Source organism: Bacillus sp. THAF10, from assembly GCF_009363695.1.
GTDB lineage: Bacteria > Bacillota > Bacilli > Bacillales > Bacillaceae_I > Sutcliffiella_A.
In genome coordinates this window covers 1,269,251-1,294,573 of sequence record NZ_CP045403.1, presented here as the reverse complement: position 1 = coordinate 1,294,573, position 25,323 = coordinate 1,269,251, and the positions used below count along the sequence as shown (strand labels likewise).

Here is a 25,323-nt window from a genome sequence, read left to right as displayed (position 1 = left end):
CGTGAAATCGGCCTTTTATTTGAGTGGAAAATGTTTTTTCATTTGTTCCATTGCGTTATCTTTTGCTACTTCCGAACCATACTCCTGTAATCGGTGAATCGAGATGGCAGATTCTTCTCCATATTCAAGAAGAACACTTAAGACATTGTCAATTTCTTCATCAGTGTAATGTTCACTTGAAAAGTCAGCATATAGATAATAGTTTTTCTCGTAAAAATACACGTTATTTTTCAAGTTTTCTAGGTGACTTAGTCGATGACTGGCAGATATGAGATACTCTAGATCCCTAAAGCGAATCATAAATTGTAAAAGGTCCTGTTCATCATCTTGCTTTTCTTGTTTTGCTTCATCAGTCTTGGAAGAAGAGTTAAAGTGTTGATCTAGCAGGGCTTCAATTCGTTCGTCTACTGGTATATCTATTCGTTTGTCATCTGATACTGGTACTTCAAAGTTTTTCCCGTCCTTAGAAATCTGAGCACGAGTAACTATTACTTCGAGACCCTTATCAAGTGCTTGAACCTGGATCCATAGGGGACCTTCCACCATAAAATCCTCTTCATCGTGAGCTTCATCCATCATTTCCCAGAATAGCTCTTCACTACGCTCGCGATTATACCAGATTTCTTCTCGGTCGAATCCACGTTCCTCTATATCACCATAAGAAATATAAAATTTAACTGTATGATCATTTATGCGTTCTATTTCCATTAAAAACAACTCCCTTCTGTTTTAGGTAAATGATCAGCGGATTCCTTTTGTACAATTCTCATTCTCTTCTATGAGAGTTGCTTGCTTTTTCCTAGTGCGCTTCTCATCTTCCTGCTTCTTTCTTTGGAAGGGACCCTCCACAAAATGTCTTCAACCTTATTGTAACAATTTAACCATTTTGCAATACAGGTAAACATTCTCTGTTTGCAAATACGTGAAAAGCTAGTAGTAACAAGATATACTTGTACTCTTATTTTATGATAAAAAAAGGAAGAAGGGAAATAAAAAAGCTTACTTTTTTAAAAATCGTTAAAATGCCTATACGTTTCAAAAAATTTCAGATAGTCATAATATTGGACAGCCTTCACTATATTATAAAGTACTCTTCCATAAAAGGGGCGATAAAGTGGAGCTGGAGATGATAACGTCTATTCTTATCATTATCGGAATTGATATTGTTCTTGGTGGTGATAATGCTATTGTAATTGCTCTAGCATGCAGAAACCTTCCAGAACATCAACGAAATAAAGCAATTTTAGCAGGCACATTTCTCGCAATCATAACAAGGATTCTGCTTACCATCGGTGCCGTATTTTTACTCAGTATTCCTTTTGTTACATTTATAGGAGGAATATTATTGCTTTATATTGCATTTCAGCTTATAGGGGACCACAAGGATTCTACAGTAGTAAAAGGAAGCACTACTTTAATGACAGCAATAAAAACTATTGTTATTGCTGATATTATCATGGGTACTGATAATGTCATGGCGGTAGCAGGAGCTTCCCATGGTAATCTTACTTTAGTTGCTATTGGGCTAGCATTCTCCATTCCCATTATTATATGGGGAAGTAAAATCATCCTTTTTGCGATGGAAAAATATCCTGTCATCATTTATTTAGGGGCGAGTATTCTGTGCTATACTGCAGGTAAAATGATCACGGCAGAACCAACCATTGCATTTCTTCTTCCTGATCAAGTCTGGCAGATGTTTCTACCCTATCTGTTAATATGCATTATTGTTGGAACAGCCTTTTTTAAGAGAAAAGTAAAGATAAAATAAAAACTTCTACATGGATCCATGTAGAAGTTTTTACTTTTTGATAGAGTTTTACTTAGCTGTTAACAAGACGTTGCGCTTCTCTTAATTGGAAAGTTCTTACCTTTCTTGGAAGGAAGCGGCGAATCTCATCTTCGTTGTACCCTACTTGTAGTCGTTTTTCGTCTATAATGATAGGTCTTCTTAGCAGACCAGGGTGTTCTTTAATAACAGAATATAATTCTTGAAGCGGCATTGCTTCAACATTAATATTCAGTTTTTGAAAGATTTTCGATCTAGTTGAAATTATTTCATCTGTTCCATCTTCTGTCATTCGAAGGATTTCTTTAATCTCATCAATGGACAGAGATTCAGAGAAAATATTTCTTTCTTTATATGGAATGTTATGCTCTTCTAACCAATTTTTTGCTTTACGACAAGATGTACAACTTGGAGATGTATATAGAGTTACCATGAACGTCCTCTCCTTTATCATATGTTATTAGAAAAGAACATGCTGAACGTTTCTAATTGTGAATCGCTCTCAATTTGAAATCACTCTAAACAAGTAATTTCTATTGTTTATTATACACGATATCCGACTAAAAAGGTATAGTATTTTTAAAGTCAGACAAGTTGTCACAACATGTTCAATTTTACTACCTGTTATAAGCCGCAGTTACTTTCCGCAAAATGGCTCCTCGTCCTGCAGTGTCTCCAGTCTATCGCTTCATTCCCAAGGGAATCTCCTCCATTTGCTCCAATCAACTGCTAGATATTTCATTTAATCATCATTTCTTTCTTTTTTATCTTACTGTGATATTCTACATCCTCTTAGACGTTTTACCTAACAGGAAAGTTTCAGATAAAAATGAAATTAGTTCTCATTATCTACTTACTGTTCACAAAGTAGTAACAATTACTGAGTAAAAAAACTTCACAACACTCTAAGAATTGTAAGGGCTTGTAATACATGTTAGTTTTATAATTAGACAAGATAAGTATGAGGTGATTTCTTTGAAAAAAAATTGGCTGATTCCAGCCCTAGCTATGCTATTAATCTCTACTGCCTGTAGTCAAAAGGAGATTACAAGCCAAAATACCGAGTCCAATAAAGTACCCGTCACGGTTGCTGAAGTTTCAAAACAAAGCATCAGTGACACGATCGAACTTGTTGGATTAGCAGTACCTGAAACGCAGGTTCCACTCCTAACAACTTCCCCCCTAACTGTTGAAGATGTTCATGTGAAAATTGGAGATATAGTAAAAAAGGGTGATTTAATTGTTTCCTTAGATTCTGAGGCTGCTCTAGAGCAAGTTTCTCAAGCTCAACAAGCGGTAACAGAACTAGAAAATGCCCTCTCTAAAATGCAAGAAATGCAAAAGACTGCTGAAAATCAGGCCTCTCTTTCTGATATACCCAAATTGCAGGAAGAATTAAACCAAAGTTTAGAAAAATCTCAGGCTCTTTTAAATGGAGTCGATACAGGTGCAGTAACCTCTCTTGATTTACTGCAAAGTACCATGGACGTAATGGTAAAACAAGCGCAGTTGGCAAATGCTGCTTCACAAGCTCAACAAATACCCACTTTTAACACAACAGAATTAGAGATGAGCTTAACACAGGCTCGTCAAAGCCTTAAACAGGCAGAACAAATGGCAGATGCCACCACAATAACAAGTCCAATAGATGGCATTATTTCTGAATTGAATGTGGTCAAAGACGGTATCGCCACCCCAAATGTTCCAATTGGTACTGTCATCCAATTAGAAGAAATTGCCGCTACCTTCCAAGTCAACAGCTATCAGGTTAGCAAATTAAAAAGCGGACAAAGAGCAACGATTTCCTTTGAAGGGGTGACAGAAACGTTTCAATCAAAAATTGAGAGTGTCTCACCTACCGTAAATCCGCAAACAAACATGTTTTCTGTGACTGTTCCAGTAAGTAACTCTGAACTTGGGATAAAGGGCGGTATGAGGGCAACTGCGTTTGTCGAAGTAGAGAATATGGAGTCTCAAACCGTTGTACCGATGAATGCAATCTTGTACGAGGAAGATGTTGCCTATGTCTTCGTAATTGAAAAAGGAAAAGCCAAGAGACAACAGGTTACCACCGGTTTTCGAGATAAAGAATTTATGCAAATCGTAGATGGTCTTAAACAAGGCCAGAAAGTTGCCGTAAATGGGAAAGAACGCTTAAAAGATGGCATCGAAATAACAGAACAAAGTGAGTGAAACCGATAAATGAAAATTGCTAAGCTGTCCGTATTGCGTCCCATTGCGATGTCAATGGTCATTATTCTAATGTTAATCCTAGGTGCTGTCAGTATGCGCAGCATGACAGTAGATTTATTTCCAGAGCTAACCTTTCCGATTGTAGCTGTTACGACTACCTATGAGGGGGCTGGGCCTGAAGAAATCGAGAACCTTGTTTCTTCTCCTCTAGAGGATGCGATGAGCACCCTCCCTAATGTCGAATCGGTCACTTCTATTTCTAGGACTGGTGGCTCCCTTGTTCTTGTGGCATTTACATGGGGAACGAACATGGACTTTGCCGCGTTAGATATGAGGGAAAGAATTGATTCTGTGCGCGACTTTCTTCCACCTGGGGCAAACTTGCCAAGAGTATTGCGATTTAATCCAAGTGATTTACCAATTATTCAGCTCGCCATCACAGACCCATCTGGGGAAATGACAAAAGCAAAACAGTTGGCAGAGCAGGAAATTGAACCTCAATTAAATAGTGTTGATGGTATTGCCTCCATTTCGGTTGAAGGTGGAGCTGAGAATGAAGTCCGGATTACTTTAGATCCTAATGCACTATCTTCCTTTGATGTTAGCATTGATCAGCTACAACAAATTATAGGATCTGAAAATTTAAATTTACCTGGTGGTTCTTTGAATGACCAAAATCAGAACCTTCCGATTCGAATAACTGGTGAATATGAATCTATATTCGATGTTCAAACATTGCCAATCCCCACTCCAAAAGGGGTTATTCAGCTTGATCAATTAGGCGAAGTAAAAGAAACACTTCAGCCAACCACTCAGCTGAGCTATTTGAATGGTGAACCTGCTGTTGGAATGTCAATTCTTAAACAATCAGGCAGTAATACCGTGACGGTTGCAAACAATATTGAAAAAAAGCTGGAAGAAATTAAGAAGACCTTACCAGAAGGGGTAGAAATAAAACCGATATTCAACCAAAGCGACTTTATTGAAAAATCTATAAAGGCTGTTGCTTTGAATATGGTTATTGGAAGTCTACTAGCCGCTGCCGTCCTTTATTTCTTTTTACGAAATGTAAGAAGTACCTTAATTATTGGATTATCGATTCCAATATCCATTGTAACCACATTTATTTTCATGTATTTTAGCGGTCAAACATTGAATTTGCTGACCCTAGGGGGCCTTGCTTTAGGGATTGGGATGATGGTCGATAATGCCATTGTTATCTTGGAAAACATTTATCGCCTACGTCAGAAAGGCTATTCTCTTAAAGATGCAGCGATTGAAGGGGCAAGTGAAGTAGGACCTGCCATTATCGCCTCCACTTTGACAACCGTCATTGTGTTTTTGCCAATTGTGTTCGTTGATGGCTTGGCAGCTCAGCTGTTTAAACCGCTAGCTCTTGTAGTTTCCTTTTCCTTACTAGCATCTTTATTTACTGCCTTGATTATCGTTCCGCTGTTTTCTTCTATACTTTTAAAGGTGAACGATAAAACATCTAGATTTGAAGAGCGATTTTCCATTTTCACCAGCTGGTATCGTAAAATGCTGGAAAAAGCTCTAAAAAACCCTAAGAAAACCGTTGTTTCCATCATCATTCTGTTTCTTGTTTCCTTAGCAGGCATCCCTTTTATTGGAAAAGAGTTTTTGCCACAACAAGATCAAAGCTTTATCTCGATGACCGTCCAATTACCAGACGGCAGCTCTCTTGATGCAACCTATGACGTGATGGAGAATATTGATGAACGGTTAAAGGATATTTCTGAAATTGACCTCTCCTTTGTAACCGTTGGTGGGACTGATAATTTTTCCGTTTCCGCTGGCACCCAGACAAATAGGGCCAATTATAGCATTCTTTTAACACCTGTCACCGAAAGAAGTCGTTCTGATAAAGTAATTGGAGATGACATTCGCGAGAAGCTTGCAAATATTCCAGGTGCTGAGATTTCTATTTCATCGGGTGACTCAGGTTTCTCACAAACCCCTGTTTCCTTAAATATTACAGGTCCTGATTTGACTACCTTGAAATCTATGGCAGATCAAACGGTTGAACTTTTGGAAAAAATAGATGGAATTCGGGAGCCATCTTCAAGCTTCACTGAAGGTAATCCTGAAATTGTTGTGGATATAGACAGAGTAAAAGCTAGCCAATTCGGTATTGGCAGTGCTCAAGTAGCATCAGCCGTTTCAAATGCCACAAAAGGTGTAGTGGCAAGCAGAATGGCAAGAGATGGTGAAGAGCTCGATATTCGCCTAACCATTGAAGACACCTACACTGCCTCTTTAGAGGATTTAGAAACCCTGCTCATCAATACACCTACTGGCGAAAATATTCCCCTGCAGGCTGTTGCTTCTGTTGAAAGAGCTCAGGGCCCGAGTCAAATTAGACGAACAGATAGAAATCGAGAAATTACCGTGACTGCTGATATTGTAAATAGAGACCTCGGAAGTGTAATAGAGGATGTAGAAAAAACGTTAAAAGAAAATATCTATATCCCCAATAATCAATATAAAATTGCAATCGGCGGTCAGGACGAACAAATGAATGATGCATTTTTCAAGCTTGGCGGGGCATTGGCTCTAGCTATTGTCCTCGTATATATGGTAATGGCAGGACAATTTGAATCCTATTTCTATCCATTTATCATTATGTTTTCCGTTCCATTAACGGTGATAGGAATTATTTTTGGTTTGTTAGTCACGTTTCAGCCCCTTGGTGTCGGATCGTTAGTTGGAATGCTGATTCTCACCGGAATCGTCGTGAATAATGCCATTGTGTTTGTGGACTATGTTAACATCATGAAAAAGGATGGCAAATCAACATGGGATGCCATATTAATTGCTGGGTCCACTCGTTTAAGGCCGATATTCATGACCGCTTTGACTACCATACTTGGTTTGATTCCCCTTACTCTAGGCTTTGGAGAAGGAATGGAAATTCAACAACCAATGGCCATCGTTATTGTCTTTGGATTAAGTTTCGCCACAGTCATAACGCTAATCTTAATTCCTGTTGTTTACTATTTATTTGACCGATATAGTGATAATCGCAAGCGAAAGAAACTTTCTAGTCTAGAAGGCTAAAAAACGGGGAGTGAATGAGGCAATGCTTAAAAAATTCAGCTTATTTTTTGTTCTGCTTTTTGCAAGCAGTCTTTCCTATGCTCCCGTCATTGCGGAATCTCCCAAAGAACTTACCTATCTAGCTATTGGAGATTCTCTAACAGCTGGATTGGGTTCTTCAGAAGAAAATTATTTACGAATTCACGGATTTGTCCCACAGTTTACAAAATTCCTTCGTGAAGAAAATAATGTGAAGGTAGAAAACTATGGGATTCCTGGATTAACATCAAGCGGTCTACTTGCTTTTTTGAGTGGAGATGAAGCCGTGCGGAATCGATTAAAAACCGCTGACATCATAACCGTTTCCATTGGTGGTAATGATTTGCTGCAAGCTTTGGATGCTGATTTTGAAGAGCAAAGCTTGGATTTGCGATTGGAGATATTAAACAGAACCTATAAAGAATTATTCAATATGCTGCAAGAGATTAATCCTAATGCTACTCTCATTCTGCTCGGGCTGTACAATCCTTATCCTGAAGATCATAAGTTTCACGAGTTGGCAGAGGAATATGCACCTCAATTTAATACCATGGTGAAAGACTACGCTGAAGACACCAAATCACGAAAAGGCAAAACGCTTGTTGTAGACCCTTTTGAAGCTTTTTTGGGAAAAGCGCAAGAATGGACCCATATAAAAAAAGATGACATTCACCCTAATGATAAAGGGTATACAGAAATTGTTAGATTGATGAAAAATGCATATAAAAATCCCTGACCGCTAAAGCAGCGGCAGGGATTTTTTTATAGCTTTGCGAGGATATCCTCATTGCCTTCGTCCTCATCATACGTAAGGACCTTATCTACGTTATCATAGGATTCTCCGTATAATTGTTTATCTTTATATGTGTGAATTTGTTCATATGTAGCTTTCATCCCTTGATAGATAGCTTCTTCATCTGCGTTCGTTGGAGACCAATAGAGAATTTCCATTGGATTCACTTCATTTGTCGCAAGAGACCTCCTGCGGTAACCAATGGAGGAAGCATGTTCAAATCCTTCTCGTTTATAAAAACGGAGGCGCTTCTCCGTATCTGTGTCCTCATAATCAACAGGTTCTACCTCAAGAATAATCGCTTTCCCTTTTTCCTTTAGCTTATTTAGAAGCTTGTGTCCTAATCCCATGCCTCTTGCATCCTTTGAAACAAATAGATAGTCAATAAAAATGAAGTTATCGAGTTCGACATACATTAAAACATGATGTTCCCCTTCATCCTTATGATAAATATCACCTTTTTCTTTTAACAAAAGCTCCATGTGCTCTCTGGATTTCATCTCTTCTACTGGAAAATACTGATTTAGTTTCTCATACCAATTCATTCTCTTGTAAATGTCCCCTTTCTAATATATCTATGTACATTATAAGTATAACAAAAATTAAACAGACTTCACTGTTAATATACCCTCTTCCTTTTCTTATAAACATATCCTACAATAGAGAACGAGGGGTATTGTATACGATTACATATGCAAAGGGGTTGAAGGTAGTGATTGAATATTTTATCGATTTTACGATTGTAGCTGTTTTAGTTATTGGAATTACAGCCGTTATGGGTGTTTTAACAAATGGAATCGGTGAAGGGCTTTTTGGAAAAAAGAAAGGCTCTGAAAGCTTTGATAAGTCTATGAGTGTTCAAGCTGGCTGGAAAAATGTTGGTGGAAAAAATAAAGATTAAGAAAAAAAGCTGCCAAGTTTTGGGCAGCTTTTTTACCTTTAGTCATTAAGTGGCGTAAAGTCCACGTTTTCAGTATAGGAATTTCCTGCGTTCCATATTAAAAATTCATTAATACCGTTTTCGTTTAATGCTCTTATTTGATCTTCTACCTCTTTCGCTCCATAAGGAATATAGTTGCCACTACCAAGCCAGGTAGCTGTGAAATCCTGAATCCATGGCCTTGATACCGGTCTATCCTCAAGCTCATCCAGCTTGGCATTCTCAAGCTTGGCATATTCCTTCACCAGCTTATAAGGTTCCGTGTCAGGTTTTGCTATTCCAAAATAAGATGTCCAGTGACTTGGATAAATCATAGAGGAGATAACATCCACATGCTCTGATATTCGCGTAAAGTTTTGACCAATTCCTGGTGCTTCTGGCAACGTTGCCGTATAGCCAAAAATATCAACGGATACTTGAACATTATATGGTTCAAGTCTTTCTCGTGCATATGCTACAAAGTCCGATACTGCTTCCACTCGTTTTTTTACATTATCCAAATCTTGATTTTCGTATTCCCCGTACCCATATTTAAGGGTAGTATCTCTTTTTTCAAATCCTTCAGGAAACCTGACATAGTCAAACTGAATCTCCTGAAACCCCATTTTCGCTGCTTCAATTGCTATATCAATATTATAATCCCAAACTTCTTTTAAGAAAGGATTCACAAACGCTTCCCCACGTCCATTAACCCATACATTGTTATTTTCTTGGAAAGATAGATCTGGTCGTTTCTTCGCTAAAACAGAATCTTTAAAAACTACAATTCTTCCTATTGGATAAACTTCATTTTTCTCAAGAGTCTTCATCATTTCCTGAGGGTTTTTTATGTAGGGTTGAGCTATATCTTGAAAAGGAGAGTCCTCTTCTTCTGGAACATACGTTAAATATCCATGATCGTCTTTAATATCAATGACCATCGCATTTAAATCCGTCTTGTTCAATAAATCTAGCAATCTCTCAAATCTTTCTCCACCTGCTGAGTGTCCTGTTACATAAATACCTCTTACCGCATCCGGATAAGTAAACGTATAACCCGAATCAAATGCAAATCGTGCCAATGATACTGGCAATTCTCTCATCTCAAGATTCACCTGTTTTTGTGCGTGCTTTGCCGCATGCAACACTTCGTCTTCTGCTGCATCAGCTGTCAAAACGTTCCCTGCAAAAATGCTTGCTGCAGCTACAAGACTTGCTATCCATTTCTTTTTCATTTTTCCATCAATGCCCCTTTTTGTTTGTTACTTCTATTATACTGGAAAATCGTTGGTTTTTTGCCTTTTTCAACAAATTTCTTCAAAATACTTCTCGAGTACTATAGGTGGAGAAAAACTACACTATTGTTTTCCGCAAATGGTCCTGCCGAGCAAATTGTGAGCCTCCTAGCATATGCTTATGGGGTCCTCCAGTCAATCGCTTCCTTCCCAAGAAGCCTTTGCTCCAATCAACAGGTAAAAATGTTTAACAAAACCTATAATGTAATAATCCATATGTATTTGGTAAAAAAAAAATACCCCCAAAATTTGAGGGTATGAAAAATTAATGGCCAGTATGTTGTGCTTTGTATTGGTTATATTCTTGCTCAGAGCAAAGCACGTAATGACCAGGTTTGATTTCACGCATTTCTACAGAATCGTCTTCTGTGTAGCCATGAGAATTAGGATCATATGCGACACGTTTACGCGTGCGTTCTGAATCTGGATCTGGCTGCGGAATAGCACTTAACAATGATTTTGTATAAGGATGAATCGGATTGTTGTAGAGCTCATCTGCATCAGCAAGCTCCACCATTTTACCAAAATACATAACCCCAATCCGATCAGAGATGTACTTAACCATGGAAAGATCGTGGGCAATAAATAGATATGTTAAGCCTTTTTCTTTTTGTAGCTTTTTCATCAAGTTAACAACTTGTGCTTGAATGGACACGTCAAGAGCAGAGATTGGTTCATCAGCAATGATAAAATCAGGCTCTACTGCCAAAGCTCGTGCAATTCCAATCCGTTGGCGTTGACCACCACTAAACTCGTGAGGATAGCGGTTAGCATGTTCTTTATTCAAGCCAACTGTTTCAAGTAGTTCATGAACACGGGCAAGACGTTCTTTTCTATTTTTCGCCAAACCATGAATGTCAATTCCTTCTGCAATGCAGTCTGCAACCGTCATTCTTGGGTTTAGGGAAGCAGAAGGATCCTGGAAGATCATCTGCATTTTTCTGTTGAATTTTAACAATTCATTTTTCGATTTCTTGCCGTGAACATTTTCTCCTTCAAAAAGAACTTCTCCATCCGTTGCGTCATAGAGACGGATGATGGTGCGTCCAGTAGTTGATTTACCACATCCGGACTCTCCAACCAAACCTAATGTCTCTCCTCGGTAAATATCAAAATTTAACCCGTCGATTGCTTTAACCATATTTGGTTTGCCTTCGTTAAAGTACTGTTTCAGGTTCCGGATTTCTAAAAGTTTTTCCTTAGAAGTCATTGTGTTCACCGTCCTTTACCATAACAGGCTTTTCAAAGTTTTGCGGCATACTGCGACGACGTTTTTGAACAGCAAGCGGAGGCTCTACTGCTGGAGCGTCTTCATGAAGAAGCCACGTTTTTGCAAAGTGAGTTTTGGAAATTTGAAACATTGGTGGCTCCATTTCCATATCAATTTGCATGGCAAACTCATTACGCGGAGCAAACGCGTCCCCTTTAGGAGGATCTGTTAAGTCAGGTGGAGACCCTGGAATCGCGTATAATTCATTTGCATCTGCAAGCTCAAGATCAGGCATGGAGCTCAACAGTCCCCACGTGTATGGGTGTCTTGGGTCATAAAAGATTTCGTCTACGGTACCCATTTCAATAATTTGTCCTCCATACATAACAGCCACACGATCGGCAACATTTGCTACCACCCCAAGATCATGGGTAATAAAGATGATAGAGGTATCAATTTTTTGTTGCAGGTCTTTCATCAAATCCAGAATTTGTGCTTGTATCGTAACGTCCAACGCTGTTGTTGGCTCATCAGCGATTAACACCTTAGGGTTACACGCAAGAGAGATAGCGATAACAACCCTTTGTCTCATTCCCCCTGAAAATTGGTGAGGATATTGTTTAAAGCGCTCTTCTGGCATTGGAATTCCTACAAGTCGTAAAAGGTCAATTGCTTTTTCCTTCGCTGCACTTTTACTTAATTTTTGATGCTTAATGATTCCTTCCATGATTTGTTTCCCAACCGTCATCGTAGGGTTTAAGGAAGTCATTGGATCCTGAAATATCATGGAAATGTCTTTTCCGCGTATCGCTTGCATTTCCTTTTCAGAAAGCTTCGTTAAATCTTTACCATCAAAGATTATTTCACCGTGTTTTATATTGGAGTTATTAGGAGGCAATAGTCGCATTACCGTCTTTGTCGTAACTGATTTACCTGAACCAGATTCACCAACGATAGCAAGCGTTTCTCCTTTTTTCAGGTTGAAGTTCACGCCACGGATTGCCTTTACTTCTCCTCCAAATGTATCAAAAGAAACATGTAAGTTCTTTACTTCAAGAATTTTTTCCACTGTCTTTCACCTGCCTTTATTCCTTAGTCTTTCATTTTCGGATCTAATGCATCACGGAATCCATCCGCAACAAGGTTAAACGCAATCATCAACAAACTGATGATAATTGCTGGGAAAATCATAATATGTGGGAAGATTTGTAATGACTTAAATCCATCGTCAATTAACGTTCCAAGAGAAGCCATTGGAGCCTTCAACCCTAAACCGATGAAGCTTAAAAATGCTTCAAAGAAGATCGCACTTGGAATCGTAAACATGGTGTTAATAATAACCACACCTACTACGTTTGGTAATAAATGTTTTGTGATGATTCGGTTATTTGTGGAACCTAACGTACGGGAAGCAAGGACATATTCCTGACTTTTCAGCTTGAGCACTTGTCCCCTGACTACCCTGGCCATACCAACCCAGCCCGTTATTGTCAGGGCAATGGTAATGGCGATGATACCTGGATCTAGTACTAAAATCATTAGAATAACGATAACTAAGTTAGGAATACCGACAAGAACCTCAATAATACGTTGCATCGTGTTATCCACACGACCTCCATAAAATCCAGAAATTCCACCGTAAGCTACACCAATTACCATGTCGATGAATGCTGCAAGAAGCGCAATGTAAAGAGAGATTCGCGTCCCCGTCCATACACGGGTCCATTGGTCACGTCCAAGGCTGTCCGTACCAAACCAGTAGTATTCTTCAACATTACGTTGTGCATAAATATCAACACCATTTCTCGTTCCGTCCAGAATACCAAGGTTTTCTACTACTGGAACTTTTGGTGGTAAATTTGATTGTGTAACGTTTTGTGTATTGAAGCCATGATTATTCATATATGGTCCAAAAATGGCTAAAATTGCAATGATTATTAGAATAACGGAACCTGCAATGGCCGCCTTATTTTTCTTGATTCGAAGCCATGCTGTTTGCCAGTAAGTAAGACTGGGTTTGGATATTTTTTCACTTTTACTTGGATCTTGATCAGCTGGCTGAAACAATTCCTTTGGAAGTTTTTCATAGTTGTTGTTATTCATTATTTCTTACCTCCTGCTATGCGAATACGCGGGTCGATAATTCCATAAAGAATATCAACTACAAGAACAATCACAATAAATAATGTCGCGAAGAATAGTGTTGTTCCCATAATTACCGGATAGTCATTTGTCGTAATGGAACGAACAAATTGTTCTCCAAGACCTGGGATAGAAAAGATTTTTTCAATTACAAGTGTTCCGGTCATCAAGCTAACTGCTAGCGGGCCAAGAACTGTAACAACTGGAATTAACGCGTTTCTTAAGGCGTGTTTTACCGCAATGTCGTAGTTCGTAGCACCTTTTGCACGTGCTAAAGTAATATAATCGGAATTTAATACCTCAATCATTTCAGTACGCATAAAACGTGCTGCAATTGCAATCGGGAACATGGAAAGCGCAATCGTTGGTAATACCGTGAACTCCCAACCTTGCCAGAATGCCACTGGGAACCAGCCCAGTTTTACTGCGACAAAATATTGTAGAAGACCTGCAAAAACGAAGGAAGGTATAGATTTACCTAATACAGCTAAAATGGTGGAACCATAATCAACCCACGTGTTTTGACGCAACGCTGCTACTACACCTAAAAAGATACCAATGATGGTACCGAATAGCATCGCTTGAAACCCAAGCTGTGCAGAAGGTCCAATACGTTGCATGATTAAATCGGTAACACTTCTGTTGTCATATTGAAAAGAAATCCCAAGATCTCCTTGCGCAAGACTGATTAGGTACTTCCCGTATTGAACAGGTAGTGGATCATCTAAGCCATATTTAGCATCTAAAATAACTTTTTGTGCGTCTGACAATTTATCTTGCATTGTAAATGGGGAACCCGGCATCATTTTCATTAAGAAGAATGTAAATGAGGCAATTAAAAACAAGGTGATAAACATGTATAAGATACGTTGCAACAAATACTTTGTCATATGTGCACCTCCTATAAAAATGTTGCGTCGAATTGTATATAATTTTCCCTAAAATTCGACAATTTCATTACAGGGAAAAAGAGAGTATATGATTAAATATACTCTCTTTTCCTCTTTTTCAAAAGAAAATTTTTTATATCAGTATAATGTTTTATTTACCACTAATATATGCCCATTTGTAGCTAAAGTCAGGGCCAAAGTTATGACGGTACACATTTTGAACGTATGGTTTCCACAATCTTGTAGTACCACGTTGGTAGATAGGTGCAATCGCTGCATCCTCTTCAAGTAAAATTTTCTCAGCATCTTGCATTGCTTCAAAACGTTTTACAGGATCGTTTGCGTACGTTGTCATTACATCATTCAACAGCTTGTCATACTCTTTGTTAGAGTAGCCCATCTTGTTGTTTCCACCATCTGTCATCCAAAGATTAGCGAAGGAAATAGCATCAAGGTAGTCAGGACCCCATCCAGCAAGTTGCATGTCATAATTCATTTCAGAATCTAAATCTAAACGCTGAGCGAATGGAACTTCTTTAAGGTCAATTTTCAGACCTGGTAGGTTTGTCTCTAATTGGTTTTGAAGATATTCTTGCATAGTTTTAGCAGACTCTGTGTCTCCACCAAGAATTTCAATAGTTAAAGAATCAGTTCCAAGCTCTTTTAACCCTTTTTCCCAATATTCTTTTGCTTTCTCTGCATCAAACTCATTAAAATCTCCGTGTTTGTCGCGGAAATCTTCTTTAGTCTCAGGGTGTTGAACAAATTCAACTGGTACAGAGTAGTTTGCTGGAATAGAACCGTTATTTAAAACGATATCTGTCATATCCTTTTTGTTGAAGCCCATGGAAATAGCTTTACGGATGTTAACGTTAGCAAGTGCTTCATTCTTAGTTTGGTTAAACTTAAACCAGAAAATTGTTGGCTCTAAATAAGAGATTAAATCTGGATTGTCTTTGTTCAGTTCAACGAATTCAGAAGTTAATCCAGGAGAAATATCAATTTGTCCAGCAGTGTAAAGGTTTACACCAGTAGATACTTCTTTTACTACTTTTACGTTAATTTCATCTAATTTTACAGTTTCAGCATCCCAATAATCTTCGTTCTTTTTCATTGTCCAGCCAACTTCATGCTCCCAGCTGTCTAAAACAAATGGACCATTGTAGACTAGAGTGTCTGATTCTAGTGCGTATTTATCTCCCTGCTCTTCCAAGAACTTTTGATTTTGCGGGAAGAAAGTTGGGAATGTCATAAGTGATTCAAAGTAAGCAACAGGTTGCTCTAGTGTTACCTCAAGTTTGTAATCATCAAGTGCTTTTACTCCAAGCTCTTCAAGTGGAAGCTTCCCTTCAGATACTTGAGTTGCATTTTTGATTTTGCCGTTCATCATATATGGTCCGTACTCAGATCCACTATTTGGGTCAACAGCACGTTGCCATGCAAACACGAAATCTTTTGCAGTTACTGGGTCCCCATTAGACCATACGGAATCTTCACGAAGAGTAAATGTATAAGTTAGACCATCTTCAGAAACTTCATGACTTTTCGCAACACCTTCTACTACTTCATCATTTTCGCTTAGTCTGTAAAGGCCTTCAAAAACGTTGTTCATTACATTAAATGCTACTGCATCTGTACCTTGTACAGTATCCATTGTTGGAATTTCAGCAGAATCTACAACATTTAATACTTGTGGTCCGGTAGGCTCACCTTGTCCTGCTGGCGGCTCGTCACCTTGACCTTTATTATTTTGTGCTGAATTTCCTCCACCACACGCTGCCAAAAATGCACTAAGCACAAGTGTAAGCGCTAAAAGAAATAAATATTTTGACTTTTTCATTTACTTAACCCCCTTGAGAATTGTGTCGAATTTTGCTGTTTTTCGAGGTAACGATTTCTATTATACAAGTTTTCTAAACATTGTGCATACATTTTTTTGACGATAATTTTACAAAGTACTGTTATTTCAAGAAAGTTCATTACAAAAATAGGCACAAAGACCTAGTGGTCAGACTGCAATATCAGTTATATTATTACAAAAATATTACAAATAATACACAGATATTTCTATTTATTTTTACAAGTAATTCCTTTTATAGTTTCTTTAAATTTGTCTTATTCTATTCATTTTATTACAATACAATTTAGTGATGTTTTTTTAGGAGGAACTATGAATAAATTATTTGTATCATCTTTTCTTTCTTTTGTTATTTTGTTTCTTATATCTTTACTAACTGGTTACCTTTATTATGGGAGCATGAGTGTATTAAGCTTCATTAATACCTCATTTATTTATGCAAGTATTTTCATATTCGTATCTTTGCTTCTGTTAGTGACACAAAAAGGGTTCTTTGATGGCATCACTTATGGATTCAGAAGAATTTTTGCATCAAGTCAATATGATAAAGAGCTTGAAGAAGATGTAAACAAGAACATGCGACCTCCTTCTGTGCTCACACAATCTTTATCTATAAAACCATTGTTACTCGGCTCTATCATTCTTTTTGGAGCGATGTTGATTTCCCTTTATTTTTACTACAGCAATTGATATTTGGCGTTTAATTGGCTATAATGAATAGTAATATTTTAATAAAAATAGCGATGATAAAGAGTAGTACTTAACATGGCCGTTTATTAGAGAGTTTGTGGTTGGTGAAAACAAACAACGGCGGTTTAGGAATGGACTTTTGAGCTTCTCTGTTGAAATAATAGTAGACAGTGACGTTTCCTTACGATACAAGGTTAAGTGATTTCTTAATGCAAGAAATAATAAGGGTGGTACCACGGTCCATTCGTCCCTTTTTCGGGGATGAATGGGCCTTTTTGTATTTTTATAGAGGAGTGGAAGAACATGAAAACAATTTTTTCAGGAATTCAGCCAAGTGGGAATGTCACACTTGGTAACTACATTGGAGCAATGAAACAGTTTGTGGAGCTGCAACACGACTACAATAGTTACTTTTGCATAGTCGACCAGCATGCTATTACCGTCCACCAGGATCCACAAGAATTAAGAAAAAACATTCGAAAACTAGCGGCACTTTATTTAGCTATTGGCTTAGATCCAGAAAAAGCTACCCTTTTTATTCAGTCTGAAGTTCCTGCACATGCTCAGCTAGGATGGATGATGCAATGTGTTGCATATATCGGTGAATTGGAGCGAATGACACAATTCAAGGATAAGTCAACTGGAAAAGATGCTGTTACAGCAGGTTTACTCACATACCCACCACTGATGGCTGCAGATATTCTACTATATAAAACGGATGTGGTTCCAGTTGGGGAGGATCAAAAGCAGCATTTGGAGCTAACCCGTGATTTAGCAGAACGTTTTAATAAGAAATATCGTGATATCCTAACAGTCCCTGAGGTGAAAATAGCCAAAGTTGGTGCTCGTGTTATGTCCTTAACAGAACCAACGAAAAAAATGAGCAAGTCAGACCCTAATCAAAAATCCTTTATTTCTTTACTAGATTCACCAAAGCAATTGGAAAAGAAAATTAAAAGTGCGGTGACTGATTCAGAGGGTATTGTGAAGTATGATAAAGAGAATAAGCCAGGAGTTTCAAATTTATTATCGATTTATTCGATCCTGTCTAACAAATCGATTGAAGAGTTAGAGCTTCATTACGAAGGCAAGGGATATGGAGAATTTAAAGGTGATTTGGCTCAGGTGGTTGTAGAGGCACTCGAGCCAATTCAAACAAGATACAACGAGTTAATTGAATCAGATGAATTAGACCGAATTCTCGATGAAGGCGCAGAAAAAGCCAATCGAGTTGCCATGAAAACACTAAAGAAAATTGAAAACGCGATGGGGCTCGGAAGAAAACGCCGATAAAAAGAAAGAAAGACCGAATCAAGTAGTAACTTGACTTCGGTCTTTCTTTTAATTTACTTTCGGCTGTTGCTCGAGCTCCCATAGCTTTTCAAAGAAAGGTTGTCCTTTCACAAGGGATTCACAAAATGCAAGGTGCTTTTCTGACCATCCATCTCTAGTTTCCTCAATAAGCTGGGACCATATTTCTTCAAATGACATCGTTTGTGATTCCCGGTAATGAAGCGGGTTCCATTCTGTATACCAGTATCGCACTTCTGCAACATTACAAGTCGATTTCAGTTGATCTAACGCCATAAATAAAAGCTGCTTTAGCTGTCTTTCTTTTCTTGTTAATCCATGCATTATTGCTGGAGATGGTGATAAAATATGATAATCTTCTTCTGTTTTATGAGTAGGTGAAAATGAATACATCAGAAAATCATGATTCTCCACCATATCATAAACAAGTTGTTCCTGCCTTGGAATAAGTCGGCTTTTTCTAATAGGTATGTTGTACCCAATCGTATCGACTGCAAGAATTCCTTTTCCATCTGTTACAACAAAACAATAATCCAATTGAATGCGTTCATGGTTTTTGCGGATATAGCTTTTTTGAAAGATATCGTCCAGTAAAGTTGATGGCAGCTCTTGGAGGTCGTTTTCAATATAGTTAAATAGGACAGATTCCACTTTCAATAAGGGTACTTGATCCAACAGTTCTACACTGTCATCTTTTCTCCATTCATGAAAATGACAAACATTATAGCCGTTTTCTTCTCCTTCAAACCAATTAACCCAGACATCATGAAGATATAACATCACTTACCCCTCACTTCGCATCTAACTTTTATTTATCCAACAGTATGAACAGGGTAGTGCATAATTATTCCAGTTTAGCCAAATAATTTTCTCCTTTAGGCTTGTCCAAGGCATCTTTTCTCTTCCAGCTTTTAATTCTACCTTATGTTAAAATCACACGTTCATCACCAAAAAAACGCAAAAAAAAAAAAAAGCCAAGAATGAATCTTAGCTTTTCTTATTTGATCGATTTTGGATCTAGTGCATCTCGTAATCCGTCTCCAACAAAGTTGAAGCTTAAAACGGTAATTAAAATCATGATACCTGGAATTAACGGATACCACCAGTGCTTTAACATAATCGTAAAGTTCTGAGCGTCTTGAAGCATATTGCCCCAACTTGGAGTCGGTGGTTGAATACCAAGACCTAGGTAACTTAATGCTGATTCAGCAAGTATTACTCCACCAACATTTAGCGTTGCCGCAACGATAATTGGCCCCATCGCATTAGGGAGTATATGACTGAAGATAATCTTATAGCTTCTTGTTCCAATCGTTTTTGAAGCTAAGACAAATTCCCTTGTACGAAGAGATAAGAACTCACCACGAACAAGACGAGCCGTCCCAGTCCAACCTGTTAATGCAAAAATCAAAATTAGCTTGTCCACACCTGGGTTAAAGATAGTAACGAGTGTGATCAAAAGGAAAATTGTTGGAATGGAAATAATAACATCCACAAGACGCATTAATACTGCATCGATTTTTCCTCCAAAGTAACCTGCAACGGAACCAACTACTGTTCCAATTGTAATGGAACCAGCAACAGAAGCAAATCCTACAAGCAATGAAATTCTTGCACCGTATAGAACACGAGACAATACATCACGACCAAAACGGTCTGTTCCAAGCAAATGCTCGCCCGTGCCTGGTTTTTGAAGCTTATTTAATAAACTTTGTTTTTGTGGTTCAAATTGTGTAATCCACGGTGCTAAAATTGCCAGCGTAATAATAGTGAGAAGTAAAATCCCACCAATGATGGCAAGTTTATTTTTCATAAACTTTGAAACAGTGATTTGAAATAGCGTCTCAGGTTTACCTTGTAATCCGGGGTTTCCGAGTTGATTATTTGGTTGAGTTGATGGTTGAGTTTGCATCGCTGTTCCCCCTTTTAATACTCAATTCTCGGGTCAAAAATTGCATATAGAATATCGGCAATTAAGTTCCCGATAACTACAAAGACCGCTGAGATAACTGTTAGTGCCATAATAACCGGATAATCACGTTGGAAAGCTGACTCAAAGAATAATAACCCGATACCTGGCCATGCAAAAATACGTTCTACAATTACGGAGCCTCCAATAAAACCAGGAAGCATTAAACCAAAGATTGTGATGATTGGAATTAATCCATTTCTCAAACCATGTTTATATACTACTTTACGTTCCTTTAATCCTTTTGCTCTTGCAGTACGCATATAATCTTGTCTAATTACTTCTAACATACTTGATCTTGTATATCTCGTTAATCCAGCCATGTCAGCTGTTGCCAATACAAATGCCGGTAACACTAAGTGGTGTATTCGATCAAGAATACTAAAATCGGCATTCAAAGTTGAAACCCCACCTGTTGGGAACCAATTTAATTGGACTGCAAATACCATGATTAATACAAGACCTATCCAGAAGTTAGGAGTGGCTAAACCTAAGAAGGATGTTACCGTAACTGCATAGTCCGTCATGGAATATGGTTTTCTAGCTGAAACAACCCCAAATGGGATGGCAATTAGTATTGCTACAAAAGTAGAAACAATCATAAGCAGCAACGTATTAGGTAAACGGTTCATTATCATTTCACTTACAGGTACTCCACGGCGAATAAGAGAGTCTCCAAAGTCTCCTTTTGCCATGTTTGAAACCCATTTGAAATACTGTTCGTGCACTGGATCATTTAATCCGTATCGTTCTTCATATTTTTTCATTGCTTCTTTACTAATATTCGGATCCATCATCAGGGAGGTAGGACCACCTGGAGCCATTTGCATAATAGCAAAAGATAAAACAGTTATACCGAATAATAGGGGAATCGCCATTAAAGAACGGCGGATGATATATGAGATCATAGCAGATTCTCCTTTTCTGTCTTTACTTTAGGAAGGTATGGGTAAACGTGATTGTTTATTTTAATACTGTGAAAACTACCTTTCACAATAATGCGTTCAAAGTTAAGGAAAGAAGGCTTGTCCATGACAGTCACCTAGGCTTTCAAATCCATAAGTAAGTAGGTACAGTTCGATTTAATTCAGAAAAAAAGAGGGAAGGGAAAACTCCCTCCCCTCTCTTTCCCTTTAAATGGGGGTTAAATTAGTTAGTTGTATTAGGGTTTAACCACCATTTGTGGATGTTGTAATATTCTGCTCTTGCATGGAACTCAAAGCCTTCAAGGTTAGTAGGCATTGCACGGTGAGCATTTGGATAGTACAAGAAAGTATATGGTTGCTCTTGAGCAATAATTTTGTTGATTGCTTGGATCTTAGTAGCACGCTCTTCACGATCCATCGTTAGGTTAGCTTCATCCATTAACTTATCAGCTTCTGTATTAGACCAACCAACGAAGTTCAAGCCTTCTTCGATTTCTTTAGAGTGGAAGATACCAGATGGATCTGGATCTGTAGATAGTGCCCATCCTAAGATGATTGCATCGAAGTTCCATTTTGGAGGATCGATGTCAGCTAAGAATGCAGACCATTCCATGATATCTGGAGTAACTTTAATTCCAATCTCAGCGAACTGCTCTTGAACTACTACAGCGATATCTTCACGAACTTTGTTACCTTGGTTTGTTTTAAGAGTGAATTCAAATTTCTTGCCGTCTTTCTCAAGCGTACCGTCAGCACCTGGTTTCCATCCAGCTTCTGCAAGCATTGCTTTTGCTTTTTCTACATCGTATTCAAATACTGGTACATCTTCGTCATAAGCCCAGCTAAGTGGAGACTCAGGAACGTTTGCAACTTCACCGTCTCCGCCCATTACAGACTCAACGATTAGTTCACGATCAAGTGCATGAGTTAAAGCTTGACGTACTTTTACATCTTTGAATAAGTCGTTACGTAAGTTGTATCCTAAGTAAGAGTAAGAAAGAGCTAAACCAGACTCGATCTTAAGTTGACCATTAGCTTCCCACTCTTGAGCAGTAGTGATGTCAGAAGCAGGAACTGTGTAATAGTGAACATCTCCAGCAGCTAAAGCTGTCATTAGAGCATCCGCATCAGGAATAATACGGTATGTTAAAGAGTCAAGGAAAGGACGACCTTGCCAGTAATCTTCGTTTGCTACAACTTTAACAAATTGACCATCTTCCCAAGTTTCGAATTTGAATGGACCAGTACCGATTGGGTTCTTTACGTTGAACTCAGTGTACTCACCAAGCTCAGCAACTGGAACATCTTTCAAAAGGTGCTCAGGTAAGATAGAGTATCCAAGAGCGATATGGATTGTTGGATCAACTGCTTTAAGAGTTACTTTAACAGTTAAGTCATCAACTTTTTCGATTTTCTCGATTTTCTCGAAGTAAGAAGCACGAGGACCATCATAGTCTTCATTTAAAGGAATGCTTAAAGTGAATACTACGTCATCAGCGTTCATAGGCTCGCCATCGTGGAACTTGATGCCGTCTTTGATTTTCAATGTGTGAACTAGGTCATCTTCAGAGATATCCCAGCTTTCAGCCATGTTTAGTTCAGTTTCAAAAGAAGTGTTGCTAGTTAAAAGACCATCATAAATGAAACCTTCGATTGCAGAACTTGCAGTATCTGCAGAGTAAAGCGGGTTGAACATTGTTGGGCTACCAGTAGAACCTAATACAAGGTCTCCACCTGCAACTGGGTCGTTATTAACTGCTTCTTCTTCTTCTTCTTCACCATTGTTACCAGCTTGTTCTTCACCATTGTTGTTGTTCTTTGGATCTGTGTTTGTTGAATTACCGCCACATGCAGCAAGGAACAAAGACAGAACCAACGTTAAAGCGATAAGTAATAGAGTTTTTTGCTTCACGTTTACTCCCCCTAAAAATTTTTTAATGTTCTGAAAATGAAAGGCAAAGAATGATATAGTTTGAGCTTATCTCCCCCTTTCAAAGGGTATATATTTTATGTACTTGCCACCTATTCATATAGGTGACAAGCAACAAAATGATCCGGTTTAACCTCTTTGAATTGAGGAACAATTTGCTTACAAACATCCATTGCAGCTGGACATCTCGTATGGAAAACACAGCCAGTAGGTGGGTTTGCCGGACTTGGCAGCTCGCCCTTTAGAACGATACGTTCTCTTTTCACTTGGCCTTTCTTTCTTGTAGAAGGTACAGCTGAAAGTAATGCTTGTGTGTAAGGATGTAATGGCTCGCTATAAAGGTCATTCTTAGAAGCTAGTTCCATCATACGCCCTAAATACATTACGCCTACTCGGTCACTAATATGACGTACAACACTGAGGTCATGTGAAATAAATATATAGGACAAGCCCATTTCCCTTTGTAGGTCTTGCATTAGGTTGATGATTTGCGCTTGAATGGAAACATCTAGTGCAGATACAGCTTCATCCGCAATAATCAATTCAGGATTAAGCGCAAGCGTTCTGGCAATCCCAATTCTTTGTCGCTGTCCACCAGAGAATTCATGCGGATAGCGATTAATGAAACTTGGATCCAATCCTACTTTTTCTAAAAGCTCTTGCACCTTTTCTTCGCGTTCTTTCTTTGGGAAAAGATTGTGGGTGTTATATGGCTCTTTCAAAATTGCCCGCAATGTTTTTCTTGGGTTTAGTGTAGCGAATGGGTCCTGGAATACCATTTGAATGTCTTTTCTAACCGTTTTCCTTAATTCGCTTTCACTCATCTTCGCTATATCATTGCCTTTGAAGATGATGTTTCCTTCTGTAGGCTCATATAATCTAATAATCGTTCTGCCTGTTGTGGATTTCCCACAGCCAGACTCTCCTACAAGACCAAGGGTTTCACCTTTTTTTATGTAGAAGTTCAAATCATCAACTGCTTTTACATCTCCTACATGTCTTTGTAAAAGTCCTGCTTTAATTGGAAAATATTTCTTTAATCCTCTGACTTCTAAAATGTTATCAGAGCTTGTTTCCGTTAATACAGATTCCGTTTTACTCTCAGTTGCAGTCATCAATTAACCTCCTCGCCTTCGTATAAGAAGCATCGAACGGAGCGACTTCCACCTTGCTTCAGCAATTGAGGAATTTCGCTGTGACATCGATCGAATGCTTTCGGACAGCGTGGAGCAAATCTACAGCCCTGTGGCAGATTTGTTGGTGGTGGGACATTACCTTCAATGGAGTTTAATCGAGTGATTTCTCCTTCAATTTCAGGTATAGACCCAATCAAACCTGTCGTGTAAGGGTGCAAGGGCTCATCGAACAGATCTTCAACAGATCCTTCTTCCACAACCTGGCCACAATACATAACAACTACCCTATCAGCAACTTCTGATACTACCCCAAGATCGTGTGTGATCAAAAGAATGGAAGTATCAAATTTATGACTTAAGTCTTTCATTAAATCTAATATTTGAGCTTGAATCGTTACATCTAATGCTGTAGTAGGCTCATCCGCTATAAGAAGCTTTGGATTACAGCTCATTGCCATCGCAATCATTACCCTCTGTCTCATACCACCAGACAACCTATGAGGATAATCATGAACAAGTTCAGCTGCTCTTGAGAATCCAACTACTTCAAGCATTTCTATTGCTTTTTTCATTGCTTGTGTTTTTGTCATCTTTTGATGAAGCTCTAACACTTCTGTAATTTGTTCACCTATTGTTAAAACGGGGTTTAACGATGTCATAGGCTCTTGGAATATCATTGAGATATCATTTCCTCGAACTTTACACAATTGGTTTTCAGACAGTTTCACTAAATCCTGTCCATCGAACAAAATCTCTCCACCTACAATTTTTCCTCCTGGACTTGGAACAAGACCCATTATGGATAATGATGTAATGGACTTGCCAGATCCCGACTCCCCAACCAGTGCGACTGTTTCCCCTTTTTTAATAGAGATATCTACACCATCAACTGCTGGAATAGCTTGCTTTTTTTTAAAAAAGTGAGTTTTTAAGCCTCTCACTTCTAATAAAGCTGACATATAGCCTTCACCATCCTTTTCTCTATCGATGCATGGTCTGTATGATGTCTAAATATGTAAATTAAAGATTAATTTCTTTAAGCTACAAATTTACAATTCTACTAGTTTTAATCTATTAATTGTAACGATTGATAGATTTCCATGCCGATTATTACGAAATTTTCAGTCATTTAACACTAAAATTACTGTAAAAACTAAATTATCGGAAAATAATTAT

The 25,323-nt window shown here is 38.3% G+C and carries 22 protein-coding genes and 1 other annotated feature; of the genes, 7 read left to right on the top strand and 15 right to left on the bottom strand.

Annotated features, from left to right (window positions below; translation table 11 throughout):
- Nucleotides 1-15 precede the first annotated feature (15 nt).
- Complete coding sequence (mecA, locus tag FIU87_RS06785) at nucleotides 16-708, bottom strand: adaptor protein MecA (RefSeq protein ID WP_152443878.1); 693 nt, start codon at nucleotides 706-708, stop codon at nucleotides 16-18.
- Nucleotides 709-1,114: 406 nt separating this feature from the next.
- Here mecA and FIU87_RS06780 point away from each other — a divergent pair, with 406 nt between their 5' ends.
- Nucleotides 1,115-1,771 (top strand): TerC family protein, encoded by a 657-nt coding sequence (locus tag FIU87_RS06780; protein WP_152443877.1) that lies wholly within the window; start codon nucleotides 1,115-1,117, stop codon nucleotides 1,769-1,771.
- A 52-nt stretch (nucleotides 1,772-1,823) separates the two neighbouring features.
- Here FIU87_RS06780 and spxA read toward each other — a convergent pair whose 3' ends face one another.
- Nucleotides 1,824-2,222, bottom strand: a complete 399-nt coding sequence (spxA, locus tag FIU87_RS06775) for a transcriptional regulator SpxA (protein ID WP_152443876.1) — start codon at nucleotides 2,220-2,222, stop codon at nucleotides 1,824-1,826.
- A gap of 542 nt (nucleotides 2,223-2,764) precedes the next feature.
- Here spxA and FIU87_RS06770 point away from each other — a divergent pair.
- Genes FIU87_RS06770 through FIU87_RS06760 form a run of 3 tightly spaced genes read left to right on the top strand, consistent with a single transcriptional unit; the run spans nucleotide 2,765 to nucleotide 7,814 of the window.
- Complete coding sequence (locus FIU87_RS06770) at nucleotides 2,765-3,982, top strand: efflux RND transporter periplasmic adaptor subunit (RefSeq protein WP_152443875.1); 1,218 nt, start codon at nucleotides 2,765-2,767, stop codon at nucleotides 3,980-3,982.
- Nucleotides 3,983-3,991: 9 nt separating this feature from the next.
- A complete protein-coding gene (locus tag FIU87_RS06765) occupies nucleotides 3,992-7,060 on the top strand; it encodes an efflux RND transporter permease subunit (RefSeq protein WP_152443874.1) in 3,069 nt (1,022 codons plus the stop codon).
- Between the two features lie 10 nt (nucleotides 7,061-7,070).
- On the top strand, nucleotides 7,071-7,814 hold the full coding sequence (locus tag FIU87_RS06760) for an SGNH/GDSL hydrolase family protein (RefSeq protein ID WP_216647554.1): 744 nt from the start codon (nucleotides 7,071-7,073) through the stop codon (nucleotides 7,812-7,814).
- A 26-nt stretch (nucleotides 7,815-7,840) separates the two neighbouring features.
- Here FIU87_RS06760 and FIU87_RS06755 read toward each other — a convergent pair whose 3' ends face one another.
- Nucleotides 7,841-8,416: a GNAT family N-acetyltransferase gene (locus FIU87_RS06755; protein WP_152443872.1), complete on the bottom strand. Its 576-nt coding sequence runs from the start codon at nucleotides 8,414-8,416 to the stop codon at nucleotides 7,841-7,843.
- A 167-nt stretch (nucleotides 8,417-8,583) separates the two neighbouring features.
- On the opposite strand from FIU87_RS06755, the gene FIU87_RS06750 reads away from it, so the two are divergent.
- Nucleotides 8,584-8,772 (top strand): hypothetical protein, encoded by a 189-nt coding sequence (locus tag FIU87_RS06750; RefSeq protein ID WP_152443871.1) that lies wholly within the window; start codon nucleotides 8,584-8,586, stop codon nucleotides 8,770-8,772.
- Between the two features lie 38 nt (nucleotides 8,773-8,810).
- Here the strand turns inward: FIU87_RS06750 and FIU87_RS06745 are convergent, their stop codons facing one another.
- From FIU87_RS06745 to FIU87_RS06720, 6 genes are all read right to left on the bottom strand, one after another.
- Nucleotides 8,811-10,025: a putative glycoside hydrolase gene (locus FIU87_RS06745; protein ID WP_152443870.1), complete on the bottom strand. Its 1,215-nt coding sequence runs from the start codon at nucleotides 10,023-10,025 to the stop codon at nucleotides 8,811-8,813.
- Between the two features lie 325 nt (nucleotides 10,026-10,350).
- A complete protein-coding gene (locus FIU87_RS06740; RefSeq protein WP_152443869.1) occupies nucleotides 10,351-11,295 on the bottom strand; it encodes an ABC transporter ATP-binding protein in 945 nt (314 codons plus the stop codon).
- Nucleotides 11,285-12,364, bottom strand: coding sequence for an ABC transporter ATP-binding protein (locus FIU87_RS06735; RefSeq protein WP_152443868.1), 1,080 nt, complete (start codon nucleotides 12,362-12,364; stop codon nucleotides 11,285-11,287). Before FIU87_RS06735 ends, FIU87_RS06740 begins: the two co-directional genes overlap by 11 nt.
- 23 nt (nucleotides 12,365-12,387) lie before the next feature.
- The gene (gene opp3C, locus FIU87_RS06730; protein ID WP_152443867.1) at nucleotides 12,388-13,398 is read right to left on the bottom strand and encodes an oligopeptide ABC transporter permease; all 1,011 of its coding nucleotides are present in this window, start codon (nucleotides 13,396-13,398) and stop codon (nucleotides 12,388-12,390) included.
- Nucleotides 13,398-14,327: an oligopeptide ABC transporter permease gene (gene opp3b, locus FIU87_RS06725; RefSeq protein WP_152443866.1), complete on the bottom strand. Its 930-nt coding sequence runs from the start codon at nucleotides 14,325-14,327 to the stop codon at nucleotides 13,398-13,400. The genes opp3C and opp3b overlap by 1 nt, the downstream gene beginning before the upstream one ends.
- 151 nt (nucleotides 14,328-14,478) lie before the next feature.
- Nucleotides 14,479-16,167, bottom strand: a complete 1,689-nt coding sequence (locus FIU87_RS06720) for a peptide ABC transporter substrate-binding protein (RefSeq protein WP_152443865.1) — start codon at nucleotides 16,165-16,167, stop codon at nucleotides 14,479-14,481.
- Nucleotides 16,168-16,497: 330 nt separating this feature from the next.
- Here FIU87_RS06720 and FIU87_RS06715 point away from each other — a divergent pair, with 330 nt between their 5' ends.
- Together FIU87_RS06715 and trpS are read left to right on the top strand one after the other, a co-directional pair.
- On the top strand, nucleotides 16,498-16,875 hold the full coding sequence (locus tag FIU87_RS06715) for a DUF3899 domain-containing protein (RefSeq protein ID WP_152443864.1): 378 nt from the start codon (nucleotides 16,498-16,500) through the stop codon (nucleotides 16,873-16,875).
- Between the two features lie 44 nt (nucleotides 16,876-16,919).
- Nucleotides 16,920-17,130: a binding site (T-box leader), on the top strand.
- 48 nt (nucleotides 17,131-17,178) lie between these two features.
- On the top strand, nucleotides 17,179-18,168 hold the full coding sequence (gene trpS, locus FIU87_RS06710; RefSeq protein ID WP_152443863.1) for a tryptophan--tRNA ligase: 990 nt from the start codon (nucleotides 17,179-17,181) through the stop codon (nucleotides 18,166-18,168).
- Between the two features lie 48 nt (nucleotides 18,169-18,216).
- Here trpS and FIU87_RS06705 read toward each other — a convergent pair whose 3' ends face one another.
- From FIU87_RS06705 to FIU87_RS06680, 6 genes are all read right to left on the bottom strand, one after another.
- Nucleotides 18,217-18,966: a YjbA family protein gene (locus FIU87_RS06705; protein ID WP_152443862.1), complete on the bottom strand. Its 750-nt coding sequence runs from the start codon at nucleotides 18,964-18,966 to the stop codon at nucleotides 18,217-18,219.
- 217 nt (nucleotides 18,967-19,183) lie between these two features.
- A complete protein-coding gene (gene opp4C, locus FIU87_RS06700; RefSeq protein ID WP_152443861.1) occupies nucleotides 19,184-20,098 on the bottom strand; it encodes an oligopeptide ABC transporter permease in 915 nt (304 codons plus the stop codon).
- 14 nt (nucleotides 20,099-20,112) lie between these two features.
- Nucleotides 20,113-21,063 carry an ABC transporter permease gene (locus FIU87_RS06695; RefSeq protein WP_152443860.1) on the bottom strand — a complete coding sequence of 317 codons (951 nt, stop codon included), beginning with the start codon at nucleotides 21,061-21,063 and terminating at the stop codon, nucleotides 20,113-20,115.
- A gap of 241 nt (nucleotides 21,064-21,304) precedes the next feature.
- Nucleotides 21,305-22,993, bottom strand: coding sequence for a peptide-binding protein (locus tag FIU87_RS06690; protein ID WP_152443859.1), 1,689 nt, complete (start codon nucleotides 22,991-22,993; stop codon nucleotides 21,305-21,307).
- A gap of 110 nt (nucleotides 22,994-23,103) precedes the next feature.
- Nucleotides 23,104-24,126 carry an ABC transporter ATP-binding protein gene (locus FIU87_RS06685; protein ID WP_152443858.1) on the bottom strand — a complete coding sequence of 341 codons (1,023 nt, stop codon included), beginning with the start codon at nucleotides 24,124-24,126 and terminating at the stop codon, nucleotides 23,104-23,106.
- Nucleotides 24,126-25,106 carry an ABC transporter ATP-binding protein gene (locus FIU87_RS06680; protein ID WP_152443857.1) on the bottom strand — a complete coding sequence of 327 codons (981 nt, stop codon included), beginning with the start codon at nucleotides 25,104-25,106 and terminating at the stop codon, nucleotides 24,126-24,128. The genes FIU87_RS06685 and FIU87_RS06680 overlap by 1 nt, the downstream gene beginning before the upstream one ends.
- Nucleotides 25,107-25,323 lie beyond the last annotated feature (217 nt).